At 60.1% G+C, this 18,406-nt stretch carries 21 protein-coding genes; 3 read left to right on the forward strand and 18 right to left on the reverse strand.

Features of this window, described 5'->3' with window-relative positions; translation table 11 throughout:
- Position 1: 1 nt before the first annotated feature.
- From JT51_RS03500 to JT51_RS03550, 12 genes are all read right to left on the reverse strand, one after another.
- A complete protein-coding gene (locus JT51_RS03500) occupies positions 2–229 on the reverse strand; it encodes a DUF5337 domain-containing protein (RefSeq protein WP_037307859.1) in 228 nt (75 codons plus the stop codon).
- Between the two features lie 33 nt (positions 230–262).
- On the reverse strand, positions 263–1,369 hold the full coding sequence (gene nuoE / locus JT51_RS03505) for an NADH-quinone oxidoreductase subunit NuoE (RefSeq protein ID WP_037307862.1): 1,107 nt from the start codon (positions 1,367–1,369) through the stop codon (positions 263–265).
- Complete coding sequence (locus JT51_RS03510) at positions 1,369–2,592, reverse strand: NADH-quinone oxidoreductase subunit D (protein ID WP_200876059.1); 1,224 nt, start codon at positions 2,590–2,592, stop codon at positions 1,369–1,371. Before JT51_RS03510 ends, nuoE begins: the two co-directional genes overlap by 1 nt.
- Complete coding sequence (locus tag JT51_RS22170) at positions 2,592–2,822, reverse strand: hypothetical protein (RefSeq protein WP_037307868.1); 231 nt, start codon at positions 2,820–2,822, stop codon at positions 2,592–2,594. The genes JT51_RS03510 and JT51_RS22170 overlap by 1 nt, the downstream gene beginning before the upstream one ends.
- Positions 2,819–2,947, reverse strand: coding sequence for a hypothetical protein (locus JT51_RS22335; protein WP_268745978.1), 129 nt, complete (start codon positions 2,945–2,947; stop codon positions 2,819–2,821). Before JT51_RS22335 ends, JT51_RS22170 begins: the two co-directional genes overlap by 4 nt.
- A gap of 1 nt (position 2,948) precedes the next feature.
- On the reverse strand, positions 2,949–3,122 hold the full coding sequence (locus JT51_RS22055; protein ID WP_037307870.1) for a hypothetical protein: 174 nt from the start codon (positions 3,120–3,122) through the stop codon (positions 2,949–2,951).
- Entirely contained in the window at positions 3,122–3,727 is a 606-nt protein-coding gene (locus tag JT51_RS03525; RefSeq protein ID WP_037307872.1) for an NADH-quinone oxidoreductase subunit C, read from the reverse strand. Before JT51_RS03525 ends, JT51_RS22055 begins: the two co-directional genes overlap by 1 nt.
- Before the next feature lie 12 nt (positions 3,728–3,739).
- On the reverse strand, positions 3,740–4,273 hold the full coding sequence (locus JT51_RS03530) for a NuoB/complex I 20 kDa subunit family protein (protein WP_037307875.1): 534 nt from the start codon (positions 4,271–4,273) through the stop codon (positions 3,740–3,742).
- Positions 4,264–4,629, reverse strand: a complete 366-nt coding sequence (locus JT51_RS03535) for an NADH-quinone oxidoreductase subunit A (protein ID WP_037307878.1) — start codon at positions 4,627–4,629, stop codon at positions 4,264–4,266. The genes JT51_RS03530 and JT51_RS03535 overlap by 10 nt, the downstream gene beginning before the upstream one ends.
- 188 nt (positions 4,630–4,817) lie before the next feature.
- A complete protein-coding gene (locus tag JT51_RS03540) occupies positions 4,818–5,606 on the reverse strand; it encodes a crotonase/enoyl-CoA hydratase family protein (RefSeq protein ID WP_037309415.1) in 789 nt (262 codons plus the stop codon).
- 9 nt (positions 5,607–5,615) lie between these two features.
- Positions 5,616–6,470 carry a hydroxymethylglutaryl-CoA lyase gene (locus tag JT51_RS03545; protein ID WP_037307881.1) on the reverse strand — a complete coding sequence of 285 codons (855 nt, stop codon included), beginning with the start codon at positions 6,468–6,470 and terminating at the stop codon, positions 5,616–5,618.
- A gap of 66 nt (positions 6,471–6,536) precedes the next feature.
- Positions 6,537–8,465: an acetyl/propionyl/methylcrotonyl-CoA carboxylase subunit alpha gene (locus tag JT51_RS03550; protein WP_037307884.1), complete on the reverse strand. Its 1,929-nt coding sequence runs from the start codon at positions 8,463–8,465 to the stop codon at positions 6,537–6,539.
- 46 nt (positions 8,466–8,511) lie between these two features.
- On the opposite strand from JT51_RS03550, the gene JT51_RS03555 reads away from it, so the two are divergent.
- A complete protein-coding gene (locus tag JT51_RS03555) occupies positions 8,512–9,234 on the forward strand; it encodes a class I SAM-dependent methyltransferase (protein WP_037307886.1) in 723 nt (240 codons plus the stop codon).
- Positions 9,235–9,245: 11 nt separating this feature from the next.
- On the opposite strand, the gene JT51_RS03560 is transcribed toward JT51_RS03555, so the two are convergent.
- The 3 genes from JT51_RS03560 to JT51_RS03570 are packed head-to-tail and all read right to left on the reverse strand — an operon-like array spanning position 9,246 to position 12,892.
- Positions 9,246–10,850: a carboxyl transferase domain-containing protein gene (locus JT51_RS03560; RefSeq protein ID WP_037307888.1), complete on the reverse strand. Its 1,605-nt coding sequence runs from the start codon at positions 10,848–10,850 to the stop codon at positions 9,246–9,248.
- 12 nt (positions 10,851–10,862) lie between these two features.
- The gene (locus JT51_RS03565) at positions 10,863–11,369 is read right to left on the reverse strand and encodes a hypothetical protein (protein ID WP_037307891.1); all 507 of its coding nucleotides are present in this window, start codon (positions 11,367–11,369) and stop codon (positions 10,863–10,865) included.
- The gene (locus JT51_RS03570) at positions 11,366–12,892 is read right to left on the reverse strand and encodes an AMP-binding protein (protein WP_037307894.1); all 1,527 of its coding nucleotides are present in this window, start codon (positions 12,890–12,892) and stop codon (positions 11,366–11,368) included. Before JT51_RS03570 ends, JT51_RS03565 begins: the two co-directional genes overlap by 4 nt.
- 136 nt (positions 12,893–13,028) lie before the next feature.
- Between JT51_RS03570 and JT51_RS03575 the strand changes: the two genes are divergently transcribed.
- Entirely contained in the window at positions 13,029–13,631 is a 603-nt protein-coding gene (locus JT51_RS03575; RefSeq protein WP_037309418.1) for an OmpW/AlkL family protein, read from the forward strand.
- Between the two features lie 52 nt (positions 13,632–13,683).
- On the opposite strand, the gene JT51_RS03580 is transcribed toward JT51_RS03575, so the two are convergent.
- From JT51_RS03580 to JT51_RS03590, 3 genes are all read right to left on the reverse strand, one after another.
- The gene (locus tag JT51_RS03580) at positions 13,684–14,847 is read right to left on the reverse strand and encodes an isovaleryl-CoA dehydrogenase (RefSeq protein WP_037307897.1); all 1,164 of its coding nucleotides are present in this window, start codon (positions 14,845–14,847) and stop codon (positions 13,684–13,686) included.
- 169 nt (positions 14,848–15,016) lie between these two features.
- Complete coding sequence (locus JT51_RS03585; protein WP_037307900.1) at positions 15,017–16,207, reverse strand: DegT/DnrJ/EryC1/StrS family aminotransferase; 1,191 nt, start codon at positions 16,205–16,207, stop codon at positions 15,017–15,019.
- A 39-nt stretch (positions 16,208–16,246) separates the two neighbouring features.
- Positions 16,247–16,918 carry an HAD-IA family hydrolase gene (locus JT51_RS03590; protein WP_037307903.1) on the reverse strand — a complete coding sequence of 224 codons (672 nt, stop codon included), beginning with the start codon at positions 16,916–16,918 and terminating at the stop codon, positions 16,247–16,249.
- 134 nt (positions 16,919–17,052) lie between these two features.
- On the opposite strand from JT51_RS03590, the gene glmU reads away from it, so the two are divergent.
- Complete coding sequence (glmU, locus tag JT51_RS03595) at positions 17,053–18,405, forward strand: bifunctional UDP-N-acetylglucosamine diphosphorylase/glucosamine-1-phosphate N-acetyltransferase GlmU (protein WP_037309424.1); 1,353 nt, start codon at positions 17,053–17,055, stop codon at positions 18,403–18,405.
- Position 18,406 lies beyond the last annotated feature (1 nt).

Genomic DNA, 18,406 nt, shown 5'->3' on the forward strand with positions numbered 1-18,406 from the left:
CTTACCTTTGGCTATCCTGGCGCATGCGCCAGAGTTGAAAAATGTTGACGCCCGCATAAATGAATCCTGCCAGAGCGGCAAAATCAAACAGCAGCGCATGGCGCGCCGACAATTCCAACGCGGGGCCGATAAACAGGTTCATGGCGAGCCAAATCAGCATGGTCACAGCGATGACCACCCCGATATGTCGGCCCTTTCGGGCTATGGCCTGTTCTGTGTCCTTGTCCATCTCACCTTGATGCCCGAATGGGCACCATCTTTCTTAGTCTTCGTAAGTGCCGTCTTCCTTGGCACGTTTGGCGAATTCGGTTTCTTCACCTGCCGCCAGTTTAGCGGCCTGTTCCAGCCAGCCGTCCCGTTCGATCCGGCCCTTGAACTTCAGCCGCGCATCAACCCAGGCCACGTTTTCGGGCGCCCAGGCTGCGATTTGATCATAGTGATAGAACCCCAGCTCGTTCAGCGTCTGCTCTAGCTTGGGGCCAACACCTTTTAACAGCTTCAGGTCATCGGGCTTGCCATCCCGCGCACTGGTCAGCGTTTCCGGCTGGCTTTCGCCAGCTTCGGCCTTTTTGGCCTCTTCCGCCTGTTTCACTGCGGGTTTGGCGGGTGCCGGGGCCTTGGGGGGCTGCGGAGCTGTCTGCGTGGCCGCAGCCTTGCCGTCTTTACCCAGCCACGGGGTCAGGATCGGCACCTCGGTTCCGTCAATCCGCTTGACTGTATCACCCAGATCGGTCGCCAGATCGACACTTGCATTGTATTTGGGTTTTCCCGCGTCATGTTCGACCAGACTGGTCAGCCCGTTCAGTGGCTCTGCCGCATAGCGCCCGTTCTGCGGGCCGGGCACCGGTACTTTGCCCGCCGCCAGATCGTCGATGATCTTACCGAAACTTTCGGCCGTCAGGTCTTCGTAATAGTCCTTGCCGATTTGCGCCATCGGCGCGTTGGAGCACGACCCCAAACACTCAACCTCTTCCCAGCTCAGCTTGCCGTCGTCGGAAAGGGCATGGGGTTTCGCGGCAATCTTTTCCTTGCAGACCGCGATCAGGTCTTCTGCGCCGCAGATCATGCAGGACGTGGTGCCACAAACCTGAATATGCGCAACGGACCCAACCGGTTGCAGCTGGAACATGAAATAGAACGAGGCCACTTCAAGCACGCGGATATAGGCCATGCCCAGCATGTCAGCGACAGATTCAATCGCCGGACGGCTCAGCCAGCCTTCTTGTTCCTGCGCGCGCCACAGCAGCGGGATAACCGCGCTGGCCTGACGGCCTTCGGGGAATTTGGTAATCTGCGCTTGGGCCCATTGCTGGTTCGCAGCGGTAAAGGCAAAGCTTTCGGGTTGTTCTGGGTGCAGACGGCGGAGCATTAGCGGTCAATCTCTCCAAATACGACATCCATGGTGCCGATGATGGCGGCAACGTCGGCCAGCTGGTGGCCCTTGGCAACGTGATCCATGGCTTGCAGGTGCAGGAACCCAGGCGCGCGCAGTTTGGCGCGGTAGGGTTTGTTGGTGCCGTCGGCGACCAGATAGACGCCGAATTCGCCCTTGGGGGCTTCGACGGCGGCATAAACCTCGCCGGCAGGGACGTGGAACCCTTCGGTGTACAGTTTGAAGTGATGGATCAGGCTTTCCATCGAGGTCTTCATGTCCGAGCGTTTCGGCGGGGTGATCTTGCCACGGGCCAGAACGTCACCGGGGCAGTCGCGAATCTTGGCGATGGCCTGACGGATGATATGCAGCGACTGGCGCATCTCTTCCATGCGCACCAGATAGCGATCATAGCAGTCGCCGTTCTTGCCGACTGGAATCTGGAATTCAAACTCATCATAGCATTCATAGGGCTGCGCGCGGCGCAAATCCCAGGCCAAACCCGATCCGCGCACCATCACGCCCGAGAAACCGTATTTCTGAATGTCTTCCTCGGTCACCACACCAATATCAGCGTTACGCTGTTTGAAGATGCGGTTTTCGGTCAGCAGCCCGTCAATGTCGTCCATGACGGCCGGGAATTCGTGGCTCCAAGACTCGATATCGTCCAGCAGCTCGGGCGGCAGGTCCTGATGCACGCCACCGGGGCGGAAATAAGCCGCGTGCAGGCGGGCACCGCAAGCGCGTTCATAGAACACCATCAGCTTTTCGCGTTCCTCGAACCCCCACAGTGGCGGGGTCAACGCGCCGACGTCCATCGCCTGCGTGGTCACGTTCAGCAGGTGGTTCAGAATGCGCCCGATCTCAGAGTACAGCACCCGGATCAGCGAACCCCGGCGCGGCACCTCGACCCCGGTCAGCTTTTCGATGGCCAGACACCAGGCATGTTCCTGATTCATCGGCGCCACGTAATCGAGACGGTCGAAATACGGCAGGTTTTGCAGATACGTCCGGCTTTCCATCAGCTTTTCGGTACCACGGTGCAGCAGGCCGATATGCGGATCGCAACGTTCGACGATCTCACCGTCCAGCTCAAGCACCAAACGCAGAACGCCGTGCGCCGCAGGGTGTTGCGGGCCGAAGTTGATGTTGAAGTTGCGGATCTTCTGTTCTCCGCTCAGCGCGTCCGTGCTGCCGTCATCGTATTTGGAGCCGTCCATCATAGTCTCTCAATTCGTTTTCGATGAAGCATCAACATCGCAATCAGACAATACGCTGGTAAGGCAACCATCGGCATAAACCCCAAGAATGCCATCCAAACAGGATACTTCAACTCGCGCAGACAGAACGCCATTCCTAGAACGCCGCTCAGGCTAAGCCCCCAGAGCAACCAAGGACTAAAGTCCTCAAAACTCCAGAACGCTTGGATCAAGGTTGTCGGATCTGTCAACGACGTCCCCTCTCGTTCTTCTTCTTTTCGGCCCGAACCCGGACCTTTTCCGCCTCAAGCGCCTTGGCCGCAGCCCCGGCCAGCAGCACCCCCAGCGCGCCCAGAATGATCAACTCACCCATCATCTCAGCGGCGCTCCAACTCTTGCAGCTTCAGCCCGACCCACCACAGCAACGCGATCGTGCCAAACGGGACCAGACAAAGAAGGCACCAGTATCTGTTGATCCCGAAAAACGGCAATATCTTCACCATCGGAATGATGGTCAGCGCAGATAGGATCAGCCACCAGATGCCACCCATTACTCAGACTCCTGCTTTTCATCCCCCGGCAGAATGTAATTCGCGCCTTCCCAAGGGGACATGAAATCAAACTGACGGTATTCCTGCACAAGACTTACAGGTTCGTAGACCACGCGCTTTTGCGCTTCGTCGTATCGGACCTCGGTATAGCCGGTGGTCGGGAAATCCTTGCGCAGCGGATAGCCACGGAACCCATAGTCGGTCAGAATGCGCCGCAAATCCGGATGGCCCGAGAACAGGATGCCGAACATGTCGAACACCTCACGCTCGAACCAGTTGGCCGAGGGGTGCACATCGACGAGCGAGGGAACCATATCTTCTTCGCGGATCGACACCCGCAGGCGGACGCGCTGGTTCTGATACATCGACAGGAAGTGATAAACCACGTCGAACCGTTTCGCCCGTTCCGGGTAGTCGACGCCGGTGATGTCCACCAAGGACGAGAACTGGCAATTGCGATCAGATTTCAGAAACTCGACAAATTCCACAAGGTTTGACGGGGCGACATCGACGTTCAGCTCGTCCAGGGTGACATCCCAGGACAAGACGCAATCGGCCCGCTTCAGCTCCAGCTGTGCGCCGAGTTCTTTGAGTGCTTCGCTCATCAACTCTCTCCCTCAGCGTACGATGGTGCCGGTGCGGCGGATTTTGCGCTGCAACTGCATCAGACCATACAGCAGCGCCTCAGCCGTCGGAGGGCAGCCGGGCACGTAGATGTCGACGGGGACGATGCGATCACATCCGCGGACGACGGAATAGGAATAGTGGTAATAGCCACCACCATTGGCGCAGGACCCCATCGAGATCACATAGCGCGGCTCGGGCATCTGGTCGTAAACCTTGCGCAGCGCCGGGGCCATCTTGTTGGTCAGCGTTCCCGCCACGATCATCACGTCCGACTGGCGTGGCGAGGCGCGCGGGGCGATGCCAAACCGTTCCGCATCGTAACGCGGCATCGAGGTGTGCATCATCTCAACCGCGCAGCAGGCCAGACCAAAGGTCATCCAGTGCAGCGACCCGGTACGGGCCCAGTTGATGATATCCTCGGTCGAGGTCAGCAGGAAACCCTTGTCCTGCAACTCGGCATTCAGGGCCTGGGTGGCGACTTCTTTGTCGACGCCGGCGGTGTTTGCACCCGTCATCACTCCCATTCCAGGGCCCCCTTCTTCCATTCATAGGCAAAGCCGATGGTCAGAACGCCCAGGAACACAATCATGGACCAGAAGCCCACATCGCTGATGTCCTTGAAGCCGACGGCCCAGGGGAACAGAAACGCGATTTCCAGATCGAAGATGATGAAGAGAATCGCGACCAGATAGAACCGGACGTCGAATTTCATCCGTGCATCATCGAACGCGTTGAAACCGCATTCATATGCGCTGACCTTTTCAGGGTCGGGGTTACGGACGGCCAGTATGACTGCCGCCAGAATCAGGACGATTCCAAGGCCGACAGCAACGGCCAGAAACACCAGGATCGGGAGATATTCCCGCAACAGGTCTTCCACGAATAGCTCCTTTCCTGCGCATACCCCAAATGGGAGCGCCGTCAATTGGCGTGTTGACTGGACATTCTCTATCCCCGCCGGGTCAGAGGGTCAACCGAACACAAACGCGCAGAGGGCTATTATTCCGCTTGCCAAGACACACAGCCCCGGCAAGGTGATTCCATTCGCAGCCGGGGCGTGGTTATCGTCTAAACCTTACTATTCCATGCAGGTTTTCGCTTGTCGAAGAAGGCATCGATTCCCTCTCGGGCCTCATCAGTTTCCCAACGATTCACCAACGCGCGGATCGTCTGATCAATCACGGCATCGTCAATGCGGGGCCCCAGCGTCCGCACCAAACCCTTGGCCGAGGCAACGGCCCCCGGCGCGCAGGACAGGTACGGCAGAACTTCGGCTTCGACCGCATCAGCCAGATCGCTGGCCGGAACAGCCCGCACCAAAAGCCCAAGGCCAACCGCTTCGCCCGCATCAAACAATCGGGCCGACATAAAGACCCGCCGCGCGCGCGCCTCGCCCATACGGGCGATGACATACGGCCCGATCGTGGCCGGGATCAGGCCCAGCCGCGTCTCGGTCAGGCCCATTTTCAGGGTTTCCACACCAATGGCCACATCACAAACCGAAGCCAGCCCGACGCCGCCCCCAAAGGCGTTCCCCTGAAGTGCACCGATCAGGGGTTTGGGCAGCGTATTCAAAGCCTGCAACATCTCGGCCAGCTTGCGCGCCTCGACAAAGCGGGTATCGGGGTCCGCCGCCATCTGATCCCGCATCCAGCCCAGATCGCCCCCGGCGCAAAAGGTCTGACCTGCGCCAGTCAGGACCACGGCGCGCACCGTATCGTCCGCCCCCAGCTGCGCAGCCGCCTGGGTCAGCTCTGCGATCATCAGAGCCGACATGGCGTTGTGCTTTTCCGCGCGGTCAAGGGTCAGCGTCGCCACCCCGCGCGCATCCGTCGTCACCGAGATCGTTTGAAACATGTTCATTCCTTAGTCCGCCCGCATGTCCCGTGCCATTTGCGCGGCTTCTTCCACAATCGCCAGATCCAACCCGGTTTCATATCCAAGCCGCTCCAGGTGCGCCACCGCAGCCTCGGTGGCGACATTCCCGGCCGCACCAGGCGCATAGGGGCACCCGCCCAAACCGCCAACCGCCGCGTCGAAGGTGCGCACCCCCAACGCCAGCGCCGCGTCGATATTGTCGATGGCACGCCCGTTGGTGTCGTGGAAATGGCCCGCCAGACGGGTCACTGGCACACGCTCGCGCACCGCCAGCAGCATATGGGCGATTTTATCCGGCGTCCCTTGTCCAATCGTGTCGCCCAAAGAGACCTCGTAACACCCGAGCGAGAACAGCTGATCCGCAATCTCGGCCACTTTTTCGGGGGATGTCGGACCGTCATAGGGGCAATCGGTGACGCAGGACACATATCCGCGAACCGGCAAGTCAATATGGCGCGCGGCCTCAAGGATGGGGGTAAACCGTTCGATGGATTCGGCAATCGTCGCGTTGATATTGGCCTTGGAAAACCCTTCCGAGGCTGACGCGAATACGGCAATCTCATCAGCCTTGGCCGTCAGGGCGTCCTGATAACCGCGCATGTTCGGCGTCAGCGCGCCATAGCGCACCCCACCGGCCCGTGTAATCCCGGCCAGCACATCCGCGCTGCCAGCCATTTGCGGCACCCATTTGGGTGAGACAAAGCTGGCCACCTCGATCCGGTTGAACCCGGCGCGGGACAGGCAATCGACCAGAGCCACCTTTTCGGCCACCGGAATCGCGCGCTGTTCATTCTGCAACCCGTCGCGCGGACCTACCTCAAAAATTTCGACCCGATCATTCATGCCTGCGCCCTTCCCTGTTTGCTGCTTTCAAACTGACTGTGCCACGTTGTGCGGGATCGGGACAGGTCATTCCTCCTCCAACCGAACCAAGGCGGCACCGGCTTCGACCTGCGACCCGTCTGATGTCAACACCTCGGCCACAACGCCATCGCGTGCGGCCAATAGTGAGTGTTCCATCTTCATCGCCTCCAGAATGGCCAGACGGTCGCCTTCTTTCACCGGCTGCCCCACTGCGGCGAACACAGCCTTGACCAAACCGGGCATGGGGGCTTCGACCACATTGGTATCACCCGCAGCGCCAGCATCACGGTCCAGCGGATCGACGATGTCGAACACCTGCCCATAATGTTCGAGCACGGTGATCCGCCCCCCCGAGACCGACACCGGCGGCATCGCAACGCCGCCGATGGTCCAGACATTGCCGCCACGTTCGGCGACGATAACCTCTGTGCCGACCTGCCACACCTGACGGTCCGGCCCCTCTACCTGCACATCCAGATCAATCACATCCTCGGCCATCAGCTGAACCGCCCGATGCAGTGGGGCCCACAGGGAAAATCCGGTCTCTTGCCGGACTTCGACCAGATCAAGCGCCGTCATCGCAGCAGCCACACAGGCCCGGGCCGAAACCGGCACATCCTGCGCCAACCCTTCGATATCCCGTCCGATCAGCCCCGTATCAACGTCCCCTGACGCAAATCCCGGATGCCGCGTCAACGCACCCAGAAAGGCAAGATTGGTGACGGTGCCCGCAACCTCGGTCCGACGCAACGCGCTGTGCAACTGTTCCAATGCCACCGCCCGTGTCGGGCCGTGTACGGTCACCTTGGCGATCATCGGGTCATACCACGGGCTGATTGTGTCGCCTGCGCGCACGCCGCTATCGGCACGGCAACCAACGGGGAATTGCAGATGCGTCAGGGTGCCCGTGGCGGGCAGAAACCCCTTGGGCACGTCCTCGGCATAAAGCCGGGCTTCGAACGCATGTCCGGTGATGGTCAGATCGTCCTGACGCATCGGCAGCGTCTCACCCGAAGCGACGCGCAACTGCCATTCGACCAGATCAACGCCCGTTATCGCTTCGGTCACCGGATGTTCGACCTGCAGGCGCGTGTTCATCTCCATGAACCAGAACCGGTCCGGGCGCAGCCCATCCGAGGCATCGACGATGAATTCCACCGTCCCTGCCCCCTTGTATCCAATAGCCTCAGCCGCGCGGACGCCTGCCTGCCCCATCGCAGCCCGCATCTCGGCCGTCATCCCGGGGGCCGGAGCCTCTTCGATCACCTTCTGGTGCCGCCGCTGCAACGAGCAGTCGCGTTCGAACAGATGCACCGCATGGGTGCCGTCGCCAAACACCTGCACTTCGATATGGCGTGGTTTGGAGACGAATTTTTCGACCAAAACAGCATCATTGCCAAAAGCAGTGCGCGCCTCGGACCGGGCACTGTCCAGCGCGGTTGCAAAATCTTCAGGCGCTTCGACCAGCCGCATGCCTTTGCCACCGCCCCCTGCGACCGCCTTGATCAGAACAGGATAGCCGATGGTGTCTGCGGCCCCGGCCAGATGCTCGGGGTCCTGATTGTCGCCGTGATAGCCTGGCACAACGGGCACCCCGGCCTGTTCCATCAGCACCTTCGCCGCGTCTTTCAGGCCCATCTTGCGGATCGCCCCCGCCGAAGGGCCGATGAAGGTCAGGCCCGCAGCCTCAACCGCATCCACGAAATCGGGGTTTTCGGACAGAAAACCATAGCCGGGATGGATCGCCTGCGCGCCGGTTTCAAGCGCGGCCTGAATGATCACAGCGCCATTCAGATAGCTCTCAGCCGGGGCCGCCCTGCCGATATGCACGGCCTCATCAGCCATCTGCACATGTTTGGCCGAGGCATCCACGTCCGAGTGGACAGCCACGCAAGAGACGCCCATCCGCTGCGCGGTTTCCATGACCCGGCAAGCGATTTCGCCACGGTTGGCAATCAGGATTTTAGTGAACATCGGCAACCCCTTGCATTCCGAAAATTGTCCCGTCACGTTCCGAGGCATGAGTGATGACATTTACGATCCCGATTTTGTAGCAGGTGTCTTTGACAGATGCTCTGGTGCCTACCGCAACTGGAGCGCGGTCGCGTCTTTTGGGATCATTCGTTCGTGGCGGCGCGCCTGCATAAACGGCCTTAACCTGCCCGCTGAAACAACGGCTATCGGCGTAGATTTGATGGCGGGAACAGGCGAAGCGTGGCCACATTTGTTTGCCAGATTTCCTCTCGTGCAGAACATCACGGCCATTGACATCAGCCCTGGAATGCACCGGCAAGCAATTGACAGGCTGCACAAAGATCGGGAAGACCGCATTACCCATCTTTGCTCCAACATGCTGGAAACCAACCTTCCGAGCGACTCCGCCGAGTTTGCGATTTCCACATTTGGCCTCAAGACATTCAATGCCCAGCAACATGCGGTTTTTGCCGCTCAGTTGAAGCGTATACTGAAACCCGGAGCACCCTTTTCCTTGATCGAAGCGACCGATCCAATTGGTTGGTCTTTTCGCCCACTGTATCGGTTCTACCTTGATGGTGTTTTGCCGCAGGTCGAGCGGTTTTTTCTGAACGGCGCGCAGGATTTTACGATGATCGGCGCGTATACACGTAATTTCGGAACTGGCCGCACGGTGCTGCTGGCGCTCAGGTCGGTTGGCTTGTCTGTCGACGTCAAATATTTTGTCGGAGGCAGCGCGGTACGTTTTTCTGGCTTCAAACCAAAATAGATCAGCCATCGCTACATCCTGAACACGCCGAAACGTGTCTCCTCAATCGGGGCGTTCAGCGCGGTGCTTAGGCTAAGGGCCAGCACCTCGCGGCTTTTGCGTGGGTCGATGATGCCGTCATCCCACATCCGCGCGGAGGCATAAAGCGGGTGCGACTGTTCCTCGAACATCTCCAGCGTGGGGCGTTTGAAATCGGCCTCTTCTTCGGGCGACCACGTACCGCCCTGCCGCTCGATCCCGTCGCGTTTGACGGTGGCCAGCACACCTGCCGCCTGCTCACCGCCCATCACGGAAATCCGCGAGTTCGGCCAGGTCCACAGGAAGCGCGGCTGATAGGCCCGCCCGGCCATGCCGTAATTCCCGGCCCCGAATGAGCCGCCGACCAGCATGGTGATCTTGGGTACATTCGTCGTGGCCACCGCCGTCACCATCTTGGCCCCGTGCCGCGCGATCCCCTCGTTTTCGTACTTCCGCCCGACCATGAAGCCGGTGATGTTCTGCAGGAACACCAGCGGGATTTTGCGTTGCGAGCACAGTTCTACAAAATGCGCACCCTTTTGCGCCGCCTCGGAAAACAGCACGCCGTTATTGGCGATGATCCCGACCGGGCAGCCTTTGACATGGGCGAACCCGGTCACCAGCGTCTCGCCAAAGCGCGGTTTGAATTCGTCAAAGCGCGAGCCATCGACCAGCCGCGCGATCACCTCGCGGATGTCATAGGGTGTACGCAGGTCCGCTGGGACGACGCCCAGTATTTCCTCGGGGTCATAGGCCGGGTCTTCGGGGCTGGCCCAATCCACGGTCTGCGGCTTGCGCAGGTTCAGCGACTCGACCGCCCGCCGCGCCAATGCCAGCGCGTGGGCGTCATCCTCGGCCAGGTAATCGGCCACGCCGGACAGGCGCGTATGCACGTCTCCGCCGCCCAGATCCTCGGCGCTGACCACCTCTCCGGTCGCGGCTTTCACCAGCGGGGGCCCTGCAAGAAAAATCGTTCCCTGATCGCGCACGATGATCGTCACATCCGACATCGCGGGCACATAGGCCCCGCCCGCCGTACACGAGCCCATCACCACGGCAATCTGAGCGATCCCCTTCGCGCTCATCCGGGCCTGATTATAGAAGATGCGGCCAAAGTGGTCGCGGTCGGGGAAAACCTCATCCTGATTGGGCAGGTTCGCACCACCGCTGTCGACCAGATAGATGCACGGAAGGTTGTTTTCTTCGGCAATCTCCTGCGCGCGCAGGTGTTTCTTGACCGACATCGGATAATAGGTGCCGCCCTTCACGGTGGCGTCGTTGCACACCACCATGACCTCGCGCCCCTGCACCCGGCCAATACCCGCGATAACTCCGGCACAAGGCGCGGCATCGCCATACATCCCATGCGCCGCCGTTGCCCCGATTTCCAGAAACGGAGACCCCGCATCCAACAGGTTCGCCACCCGGCGCCGCGGCAGCATCTTGCCGCGCGATTCATGCCGTGCGCGGGATTTCTCGCCCCCGCCCATACGGGCCGCTTCGGCAGCGGTGGATATATGCGCCAATGCTTCGAGATGGGCGGTGCGGTTTGCTTTGAAGCCTTCAGAGGCAGGCATGGCTTTGGAATTGAGTTTCATTTCACCTATCCGCTATTGATCGTATTCCATGGCCGACCGCTGCACTACCCTCAGCGCATGCCAACCCGCCAAAGCATCAGAATACGCACACGCTTTTTCCGTCGAAACACCATCAATTTGAGCAGTTTCACAGTTGTCTAACTTTTTGGCATTGACGACGATGCCAGTGCCGTTCGCTAGTTCCTTAGCAGTCGGAGGTTTCTCGCGACCCTGTCTCAGGTCTTCAGGAAGCTTCGACCAATTCGTTGCAATTTGTTCGCTCATCCATTCCGTTACTTCTCCAAGGCAGGTTTCGAGTTCTGAATTCATCGTAGCGAGATCACACATCTTGGTGCCTTGCGTGATGCACTCCGCATCCATCGGAATAGCAAAAGGCACATTCGGAACGAGATCAGTGCAAACCTGCAAAAACGCAACCGTGTCAAAGTTTTCAGGCTCGGCAGCTTGTGTGTATGCTGGCGTGACAATGACACTCTTGGCTACGACGGCCAGCAGTAATTTCCGCTTCCCAAAAATCAATCTCTCAACTCCTCAATAGCCCGCGCCTTCAGTTCCTTCCGGATCACTTTCCCCGTCACCGTCATTGGCAGTTCCTCCAGAAACGCGACCTCACGCGGATAAGAATACTGCGCCAAACGGTCCTTGACCCATTCCTGCAACTCGGCCCCCGAGGCCTCGGCCCCCGGTTTCAACACCACATACGCCTTGACGATCTCGGTGCGCAGCGGGTCGGGCTTGCCGACCACGCCCACCGTCGCCACCGCCGGATGGGTCAGCAGGCAATCTTCGATCTCGGCGGGGCCGATGCGGTATCCGGCGGAGGTAATCACGTCGTCATCGCGGCCCACGAACCGCAGGTATTCCCCCTCCCACACGCCACGGTCGCCGGTGATCAGCCAGTCGCCCCGGAATTTCTCGGCCGTCGCCTCGGGGCGGTTCCAGTATTCCAACAGCATCGAGGCTGATCCGCGCCGGATGGCCACGTCGCCTTCCTGATCCGTCGGCACACCGTCGTCATCTATCACCGCCACCTCATGCCCCGGAACCGGCTTGCCAATGCAGCCGGGGTGCGCGGGGAAATCCTCGGCGCAGGACGCCGCCACCATGTTGCATTCGGTCTGGCCATAAAATTCGTTGATCGTCAGGCCAAACGCCTGCTGCCCCCACGCCAACATCTCGGCCCCCAGCGGCTCACCCCCCGATGCAACCGAGCGCAGGCCGGGGATCGTCTGATCCGCCGCCTTGAGCATCCGCAGCGCCGTAGGCGGAAAGAACACATTTCGCACGCCGCCGCGCGCAACCACATCGGCGCAGGCCTCGGGGGTGAATTTTTCCAGCCGGGCGGCGACAACTGGAAGGCCCAGCGCCAGCCCCGACATCAGCACGTTGAACAGACCGCCGATCCAGGCCCAGTCAGCGGGCGTCCACAGACAATCGCCCGGTTGCAGATGGTTGTGGCTGATCGAAACGCCCGGCAGGTGGCCCGTCAGAACCCGGTGCCCGTGCAACGCGCCCTTGGGGCTGCCGGTGGTCCCCGAGGTATAGATCAGCACCGCCGGATCTTCGGGGCCGGTATCGGCAAACGGCAGCGGATCATCCGAAGGCGCAACCTGATCCACCAGCAAGGGCCGGGCCAGATCGCCCAGCAGATCGGCCCCCTCGGCATCCGTCACCACCAGTTGCGCCCCTGAATCCCCTACGCGCGAGGCCATCGCGTCATGTTTGAACAGCTTGAACAACGGCACCGAGATCGCGCCGATCTTCCAGATCGCCAGATGCGCCGCCGCACACCACGGCGTCTGGCTAAGCAAGACCCCCACCCGGTCACCTGCCTGCACCTGCCCGAGCAACACGCGGGCCAGACCATCGGCCATGCGCCCCAGTTGCCCAAAGCTGACGCGCGCACACCCAGCAGTGGTCAGATCAATGATCGCCGGGCTGTCCGGTGGGTGGGACAAACACTGCCGCGCCATGTTGAGCCGTGGCGGAACATCCCAGCCCCCATCTTGTTGCAAACCGGGTATGCGCCTAGTGGGATACATGGTTGAAATCCCTTATTTTTATGGATTCATCCGAACAGGCAAAATCGCAGATGATCACGGAAACTTGATACAGATCAGAGTCGCCAACATCCGGGCCATGCAAAACCAAATCATCAACAAATTCATAGGCAAAAATATGACCAAAAAACTCGCCGCTTTGACGCTCTCGACCGCGCTTGTTGCCCTTGCTGCCCCTGCCTTTGCCCAGTCTCAGGGCGACTGGACCGTGGGTGTTGGTGTCGGTTACCTGAAGCCCAAATCCGATAATGGCAAACTGGCTGGACTTGACGCTGATGTCGACGCAAGCACGCGCCCGATCTTTACCGCCGAATATTTTGTGCGCGACAATCTGGGTATCGAACTGCTGGCCGCGACTCCGTTTGGCCACAACATTTCGCTGGGCGGCAACGAAATCGCAAGCGTCCGTCAGCTTCCACCGACCCTGTCGCTGAACTATCACTTCCCGACCAATAGCGCATGGTTGCCCTATGTCGGTGCCGGCGTGAACTACACCGTCTTCTACGACGCGAAATCCACCCTTGGCAAACTCGACATCGACAATTCCGTCGGTATCTCGCTGCAAGCCGGTCTGGACTATATGGTCACCGATGCGGGCGCCGTGCGTCTGAACGTGCGCTGGTTCGATATCGACTCGGACGTCAAACTGAACGGAAACGATATCGGCAAAGCCAAAATCGACCCGTGGCTGATTGGCGTTTCCTACGTGCACCGCTTCTGATCCTTTTCCGACACCGCCCCACAGTTCCCTCGGCTGTGGGGCGTTTTCATCTTCAAACCATCTCGCTCATCATTTCGCGCCCGATCAGCATCCGGCGGATCTCGCTGGTGCCTGCGCCGATCTCCATCAACTTGGCATCGCGGAAAATCCGGCTGACCGGCGAATCCGACAGGAACCCGGCCCCGCCCATCGCCTGAACCGCCTGATGCGCCTGCGCCATTCCCTGTTCCGACGCGTACAGACAACATGCTGCCGCGTCCTGACGGGTTACATCACCCCGGTCACAGGCCTTGGCGACCTCATAGACATAGGCGCGTGCGGAATTCATTGCCGTATACATGTCGGCGATCTTGCCCTGCATCAGTTGGAAGCTGCCGATGGGTTTGCCGAATTGCTTGCGTTCGGCCAGATAAGGCATGACCTCGTCCAAACAGGCCGCAATGATCCCGGTTCCGATCCCGGCCAGAACCACGCGCTCATAGTCCAGACCGGACATCAGAACGGCAACGCCCTTGCCCTCTTCACCCAGCACATTTTCAAACGGCACCTCGACATCTTCAAAGATCAGCTCAGCCGTGTTTGACCCGCGCATCCCCAGCTTGTCGAAATGGGGCGAGGTCGAGAACCCCTTCATCTCTTTTTCGATCAGAAAGGCCGTGATCCCCCGGGACCCGGCATCCGGATCAGTCTTGGCGTACACCACCAAAGTATCCGCATCCGGCCCGTTGGTGATCCAGTACTTGCTACCGTTCAAACGATAGTGATCGTTGCGCTTTTCCGCGCGCAGCTTCATCGACACCACGTCGGATCCGGCTGATGCCTCGGACATGGCCAGCGCACCGACATGATCCCCGGAAATCAGGCGCGGCAGGTATTTGGCCCTTTGTTCATCCGTCCCGTTCAACTTGATCTGGTTGACGCACAGGTTCGAATGCGCCCCGTAGGACAGCGAAACCGAGGCCGAGGCCCGCGCCACCTCTTCCACTGCGACCGTGTGGGCCAGATAAGACATCCCGGACCCGCCATATTCTTCGGGCACCGTGATCCCAAGCAACCCGAGATCACCCATCTCTTTCCACAGCTCATTTGGAAACGCATTGGCGGCGTCGATGTCAGCCGCCATCGGCTTGACCCGCTCTTGCGCCCAGCGGTGCACCATCTCACGCAGGGCATTCACGTCCTCGCCCAGATCAAATTGCATGGTAGACGTGAACATACGCGATCTCCTCCCCCGCATTAATGAACAATTGTTCAATAAACTGATAACAGCCTTCGCGCAACCGGTCAACGATCCTGATCATGGCAATAGACCATGACGAATTGCGTCGCTTGAACCAAGCGACGCAACAACAATCAAGCGTGCGCCAAAGGCGCGCTCCGTTGGATTAAGACTGGAAAACTGCGCCGACTTCGACCCGGATAATACGCGCGATCAGGCGGCAATCTTCCACCGAAAAGGTCAGCGGCACACGCATATCCATGATTCCGGCAAGCACACGGTCGCTAGCTGGCAATGGCGTACTGTCGACATAACGCCAACTGTCATAACGTGAGGTGAACCCCGTCGGCTCGGCCCCACCGAACCATTTCAGCTCAACCCCCCGCGCACCACAGCGCCCGATCACCTCGGCGATGCGCTCTGACGACCAGTCCAGCAACAGGAACTGGATGGACGAACCCACGTAAATTTCGCCTTCTGGGCGCTCAACGATGGTCAGGCCCGGGGTGCCCCGCAAGCCGGTCTCGATCTCGACATAGCGTTCGTTCCAACGTTGCACCTGCCGTTCCAGATCGCGCAGCTGAGGGCGCAGAATAGCGGCGCGCAGGTTGTCCATTCGACCTGATACATTGGGCGTCGTGTATTTGATCCGCTCGAACACTTCAGGCCCCGGCGCCGCAAGATGACGTTCGTACAGCATGTAAGACCCCGACAGCATCGTGGCCTTGGCGGCTAGTTCTTCGTCATCGGTGATCAGCAGGCCGCCCTCACCGGAATTGACGTGTTTATAGGTCTGGCACGAATAGCAACCGATGGCCCCCTGACGCCCCGACAGCTGGCCTTTCCAGGCGGCACCCATCGTGTGGGCGCAATCCTCGATCACGATCACACCGGCCGCATCGCACATCTGCATCAGCCGATCCATGTCGCACAGATGCCCGCGCATATGGCTGAGCATCAGCACCCGCGCTTGATCCAGCTTCACCGCAAGATCATCCAGATCAATCGTCAGACCGTCGGTCACACCAACAAACACCGGCCGTGCCCCGACCGAGGCGATTGCCCCCGGCACCGGAGCCAGCGTAAAGGCGTTGGTCAAAACCGCATCACCCGGCTGCACGCCAACCGCACGCAGAGCAGTCGCCAGCGCGTATCCGCCGGACGAAACCGCCAGGCAGTATTTCGCCCCCATCTGCGCCGCGAACTCCTGTTCAAGCAGCGCGGTTTCGCCCAACTCTCCGGGTGTGACATTGTATCGGTGCAAACGCCCATGGCGCAGCACGGTCAAGGCGGCCTCGATCGCCTCGTCGGGGATGGGTTCTTGCTGGGTGAAACTGCCAGTGAATATCTCGGTCATAGGGATGTTGTGATGCTGCAATTGTTTCGGGTCAAGAGATCACGCCACCGCACCGATCAGCCCGGCCACCAACTCGGGCAGATCGTCGAAATGGTGCAACAGGGCTTCGGGCTTTAGCGCGGCCATGTCATCGCCGGACGGGCCGAAGGTCACCAGCACAGATGGCACGCCAGCGGCCCGTGCCGTGTTGCGGTCAGTGTCCGAGTCGCCGATCAGCACACACTGATCGGGATGCCCGCCCGCCCGGCGCGCCGCCTCACGCAGTGGTTCGGGGTCGGGTTTGCGCACCGGCAGCGTATCGGCCCCCACAAGCGAGGCAAACTGGTCGCGCACGCCCATTTGGGTCAGCAACTGATGGGCCAGCGCCTCGGGCTTGTTGGTGCAAATACCCACGCCGTAGCCTGCGGCTTTCAAGCCCTCAACCGCCTCCAACGCGCCGGGGTAGAACTGCGTGTGGGTGTCGATGGCTTGCGAATAGGCCTCAAGCAGCATCGGGTAATAGGCAAGAACGGTCTGCTCGTCATATGCGCCGACCCGCTTTAACCCGTGGGTCAGCATCATCCGCCCACCGCGCAGTGCAACGCCCGCGTCCTGACCCTGGGCCAGCACATCGCCATGCCCCATGTCGCGGAAACAATGGTTGGCCGCAGCCAGCAAATCACCGGAAGTATCTGCCAAAGTGCCGTCCAGATCGAAGATGACCGTGCGCATATTATCTCCTTGCTCGGCAGGTTCCCGCCATAAGATGTTGCAAACGGCAATGTTGTTTGATGGCCGAACCGCTTGCGCCTTTGCCCTCAGCGGATAAAACGGGCAACAACAAAACACAAAGAGAAAACGAATTCATGAGCACTGCCCTTGTCATCCTTGCCGCCGGAAAAGGCACCAGGATGAATTCGGATATCCCCAAAGTTCTGCACCCGATCGCCCAGGCACCGATGCTGGTTCACGCGATGCGCGCAGGGGCTGTCCTGTCGCCCGAACGCACCGTGATCGTCACCGGCCACGGGTCCGACGCAGTGGCCAAGGTCGCAGCGGCCGAGGATGACTCGGCCCAAATTGCAATGCAGGAAGAGCAACTTGGAACCGCACACGCCGTGGCGCAGGCCCGCGACGCGCTGGCCGGTTTCACAGGCGACGTCGTGGTTCTATATGGCGACACTCCGTTTTTGCAGCCCGACACGCTGGAACGCATGATCGCCGCGCGGGCAAAGAATGATCTGGTCATTCTGGGGTTCGAGGCCGCCAATCCCGCCCGCTATGGCCGGTTGGTGATGAACGGTGACAGCCTTGAACGGATCGTGGAATTCAAAGAGGCGACAGATCAGGAACGTGCGATAACCTTCTGCAACTCGGGTCTTTTGGCCTGCGACGCGGAAACGCTGTTTGCGCTGATCGACGCAGTGGGCAATGACAATGCGGCCAAAGAGTTTTACCTGACAGACGTCGTCGAAATCGCCCGCAATCGCGGCCTGAAGGTCACGGCAGTGGCCTGTGACGAAGCGCAAACGCTGGGCGTGAACTCACGCACGGATCTGGCGGCGGCGGATGCGGTGTTTCAGGCCAATGCGCGCGCCGAACTGCTGGATCTGGGCGTCACCCTGATGGCCCCCGAGACCGTTTACCTCGCCGCTGACACGGTGATCGGACGCGACACGGTGATCGAACCCAACGTGGTTTTCGGCCCCGGCGTGACAGTCGAAAGTGGCGCAACGATCCGCGCCTTTTCACATCTGGAAGGTTGCCACGTCAGCCGTGGCGCAATTGTTGGGCCCTATGCCCGCCTGCGCCCAGGCGCGGAATTGGCTGAAAACACCCGCATCGGCAACTTTGTCGAGGTCAAGAACGCCGAAATCGCCGAAGGCGCCAAGGTCAACCATCTCAGCTATATCGGCGACGCCTCGGTCGGCGCGGCCTCGAATATCGGGGCGGGTACGATCACCTGCAACTATGACGGCGTGATGAAGCATCGGACCACGATTGGCGAGAATGTCTTTGTCGGCTCGAACACCATGCTTGTGGCCCCGGTGACCTTGGGCGATGGCGCAATGACGGCGACCGGAACCGTGGTGACGCGTGATGTGGAATCCGACGCATTGGCCGTGGCGCGCGCCAAACAGGACAACAAACCGGGATATGCGCGTAAATTGTTTGACATGTTGAAGGCGAAGAAGGCTCGCCGCGACAAAGGAGCCTGAG

It is taken from the genome of Ruegeria halocynthiae, assembly GCF_000743705.1.
GTDB lineage: Bacteria > Pseudomonadota > Alphaproteobacteria > Rhodobacterales > Rhodobacteraceae > Ruegeria > Ruegeria halocynthiae_B.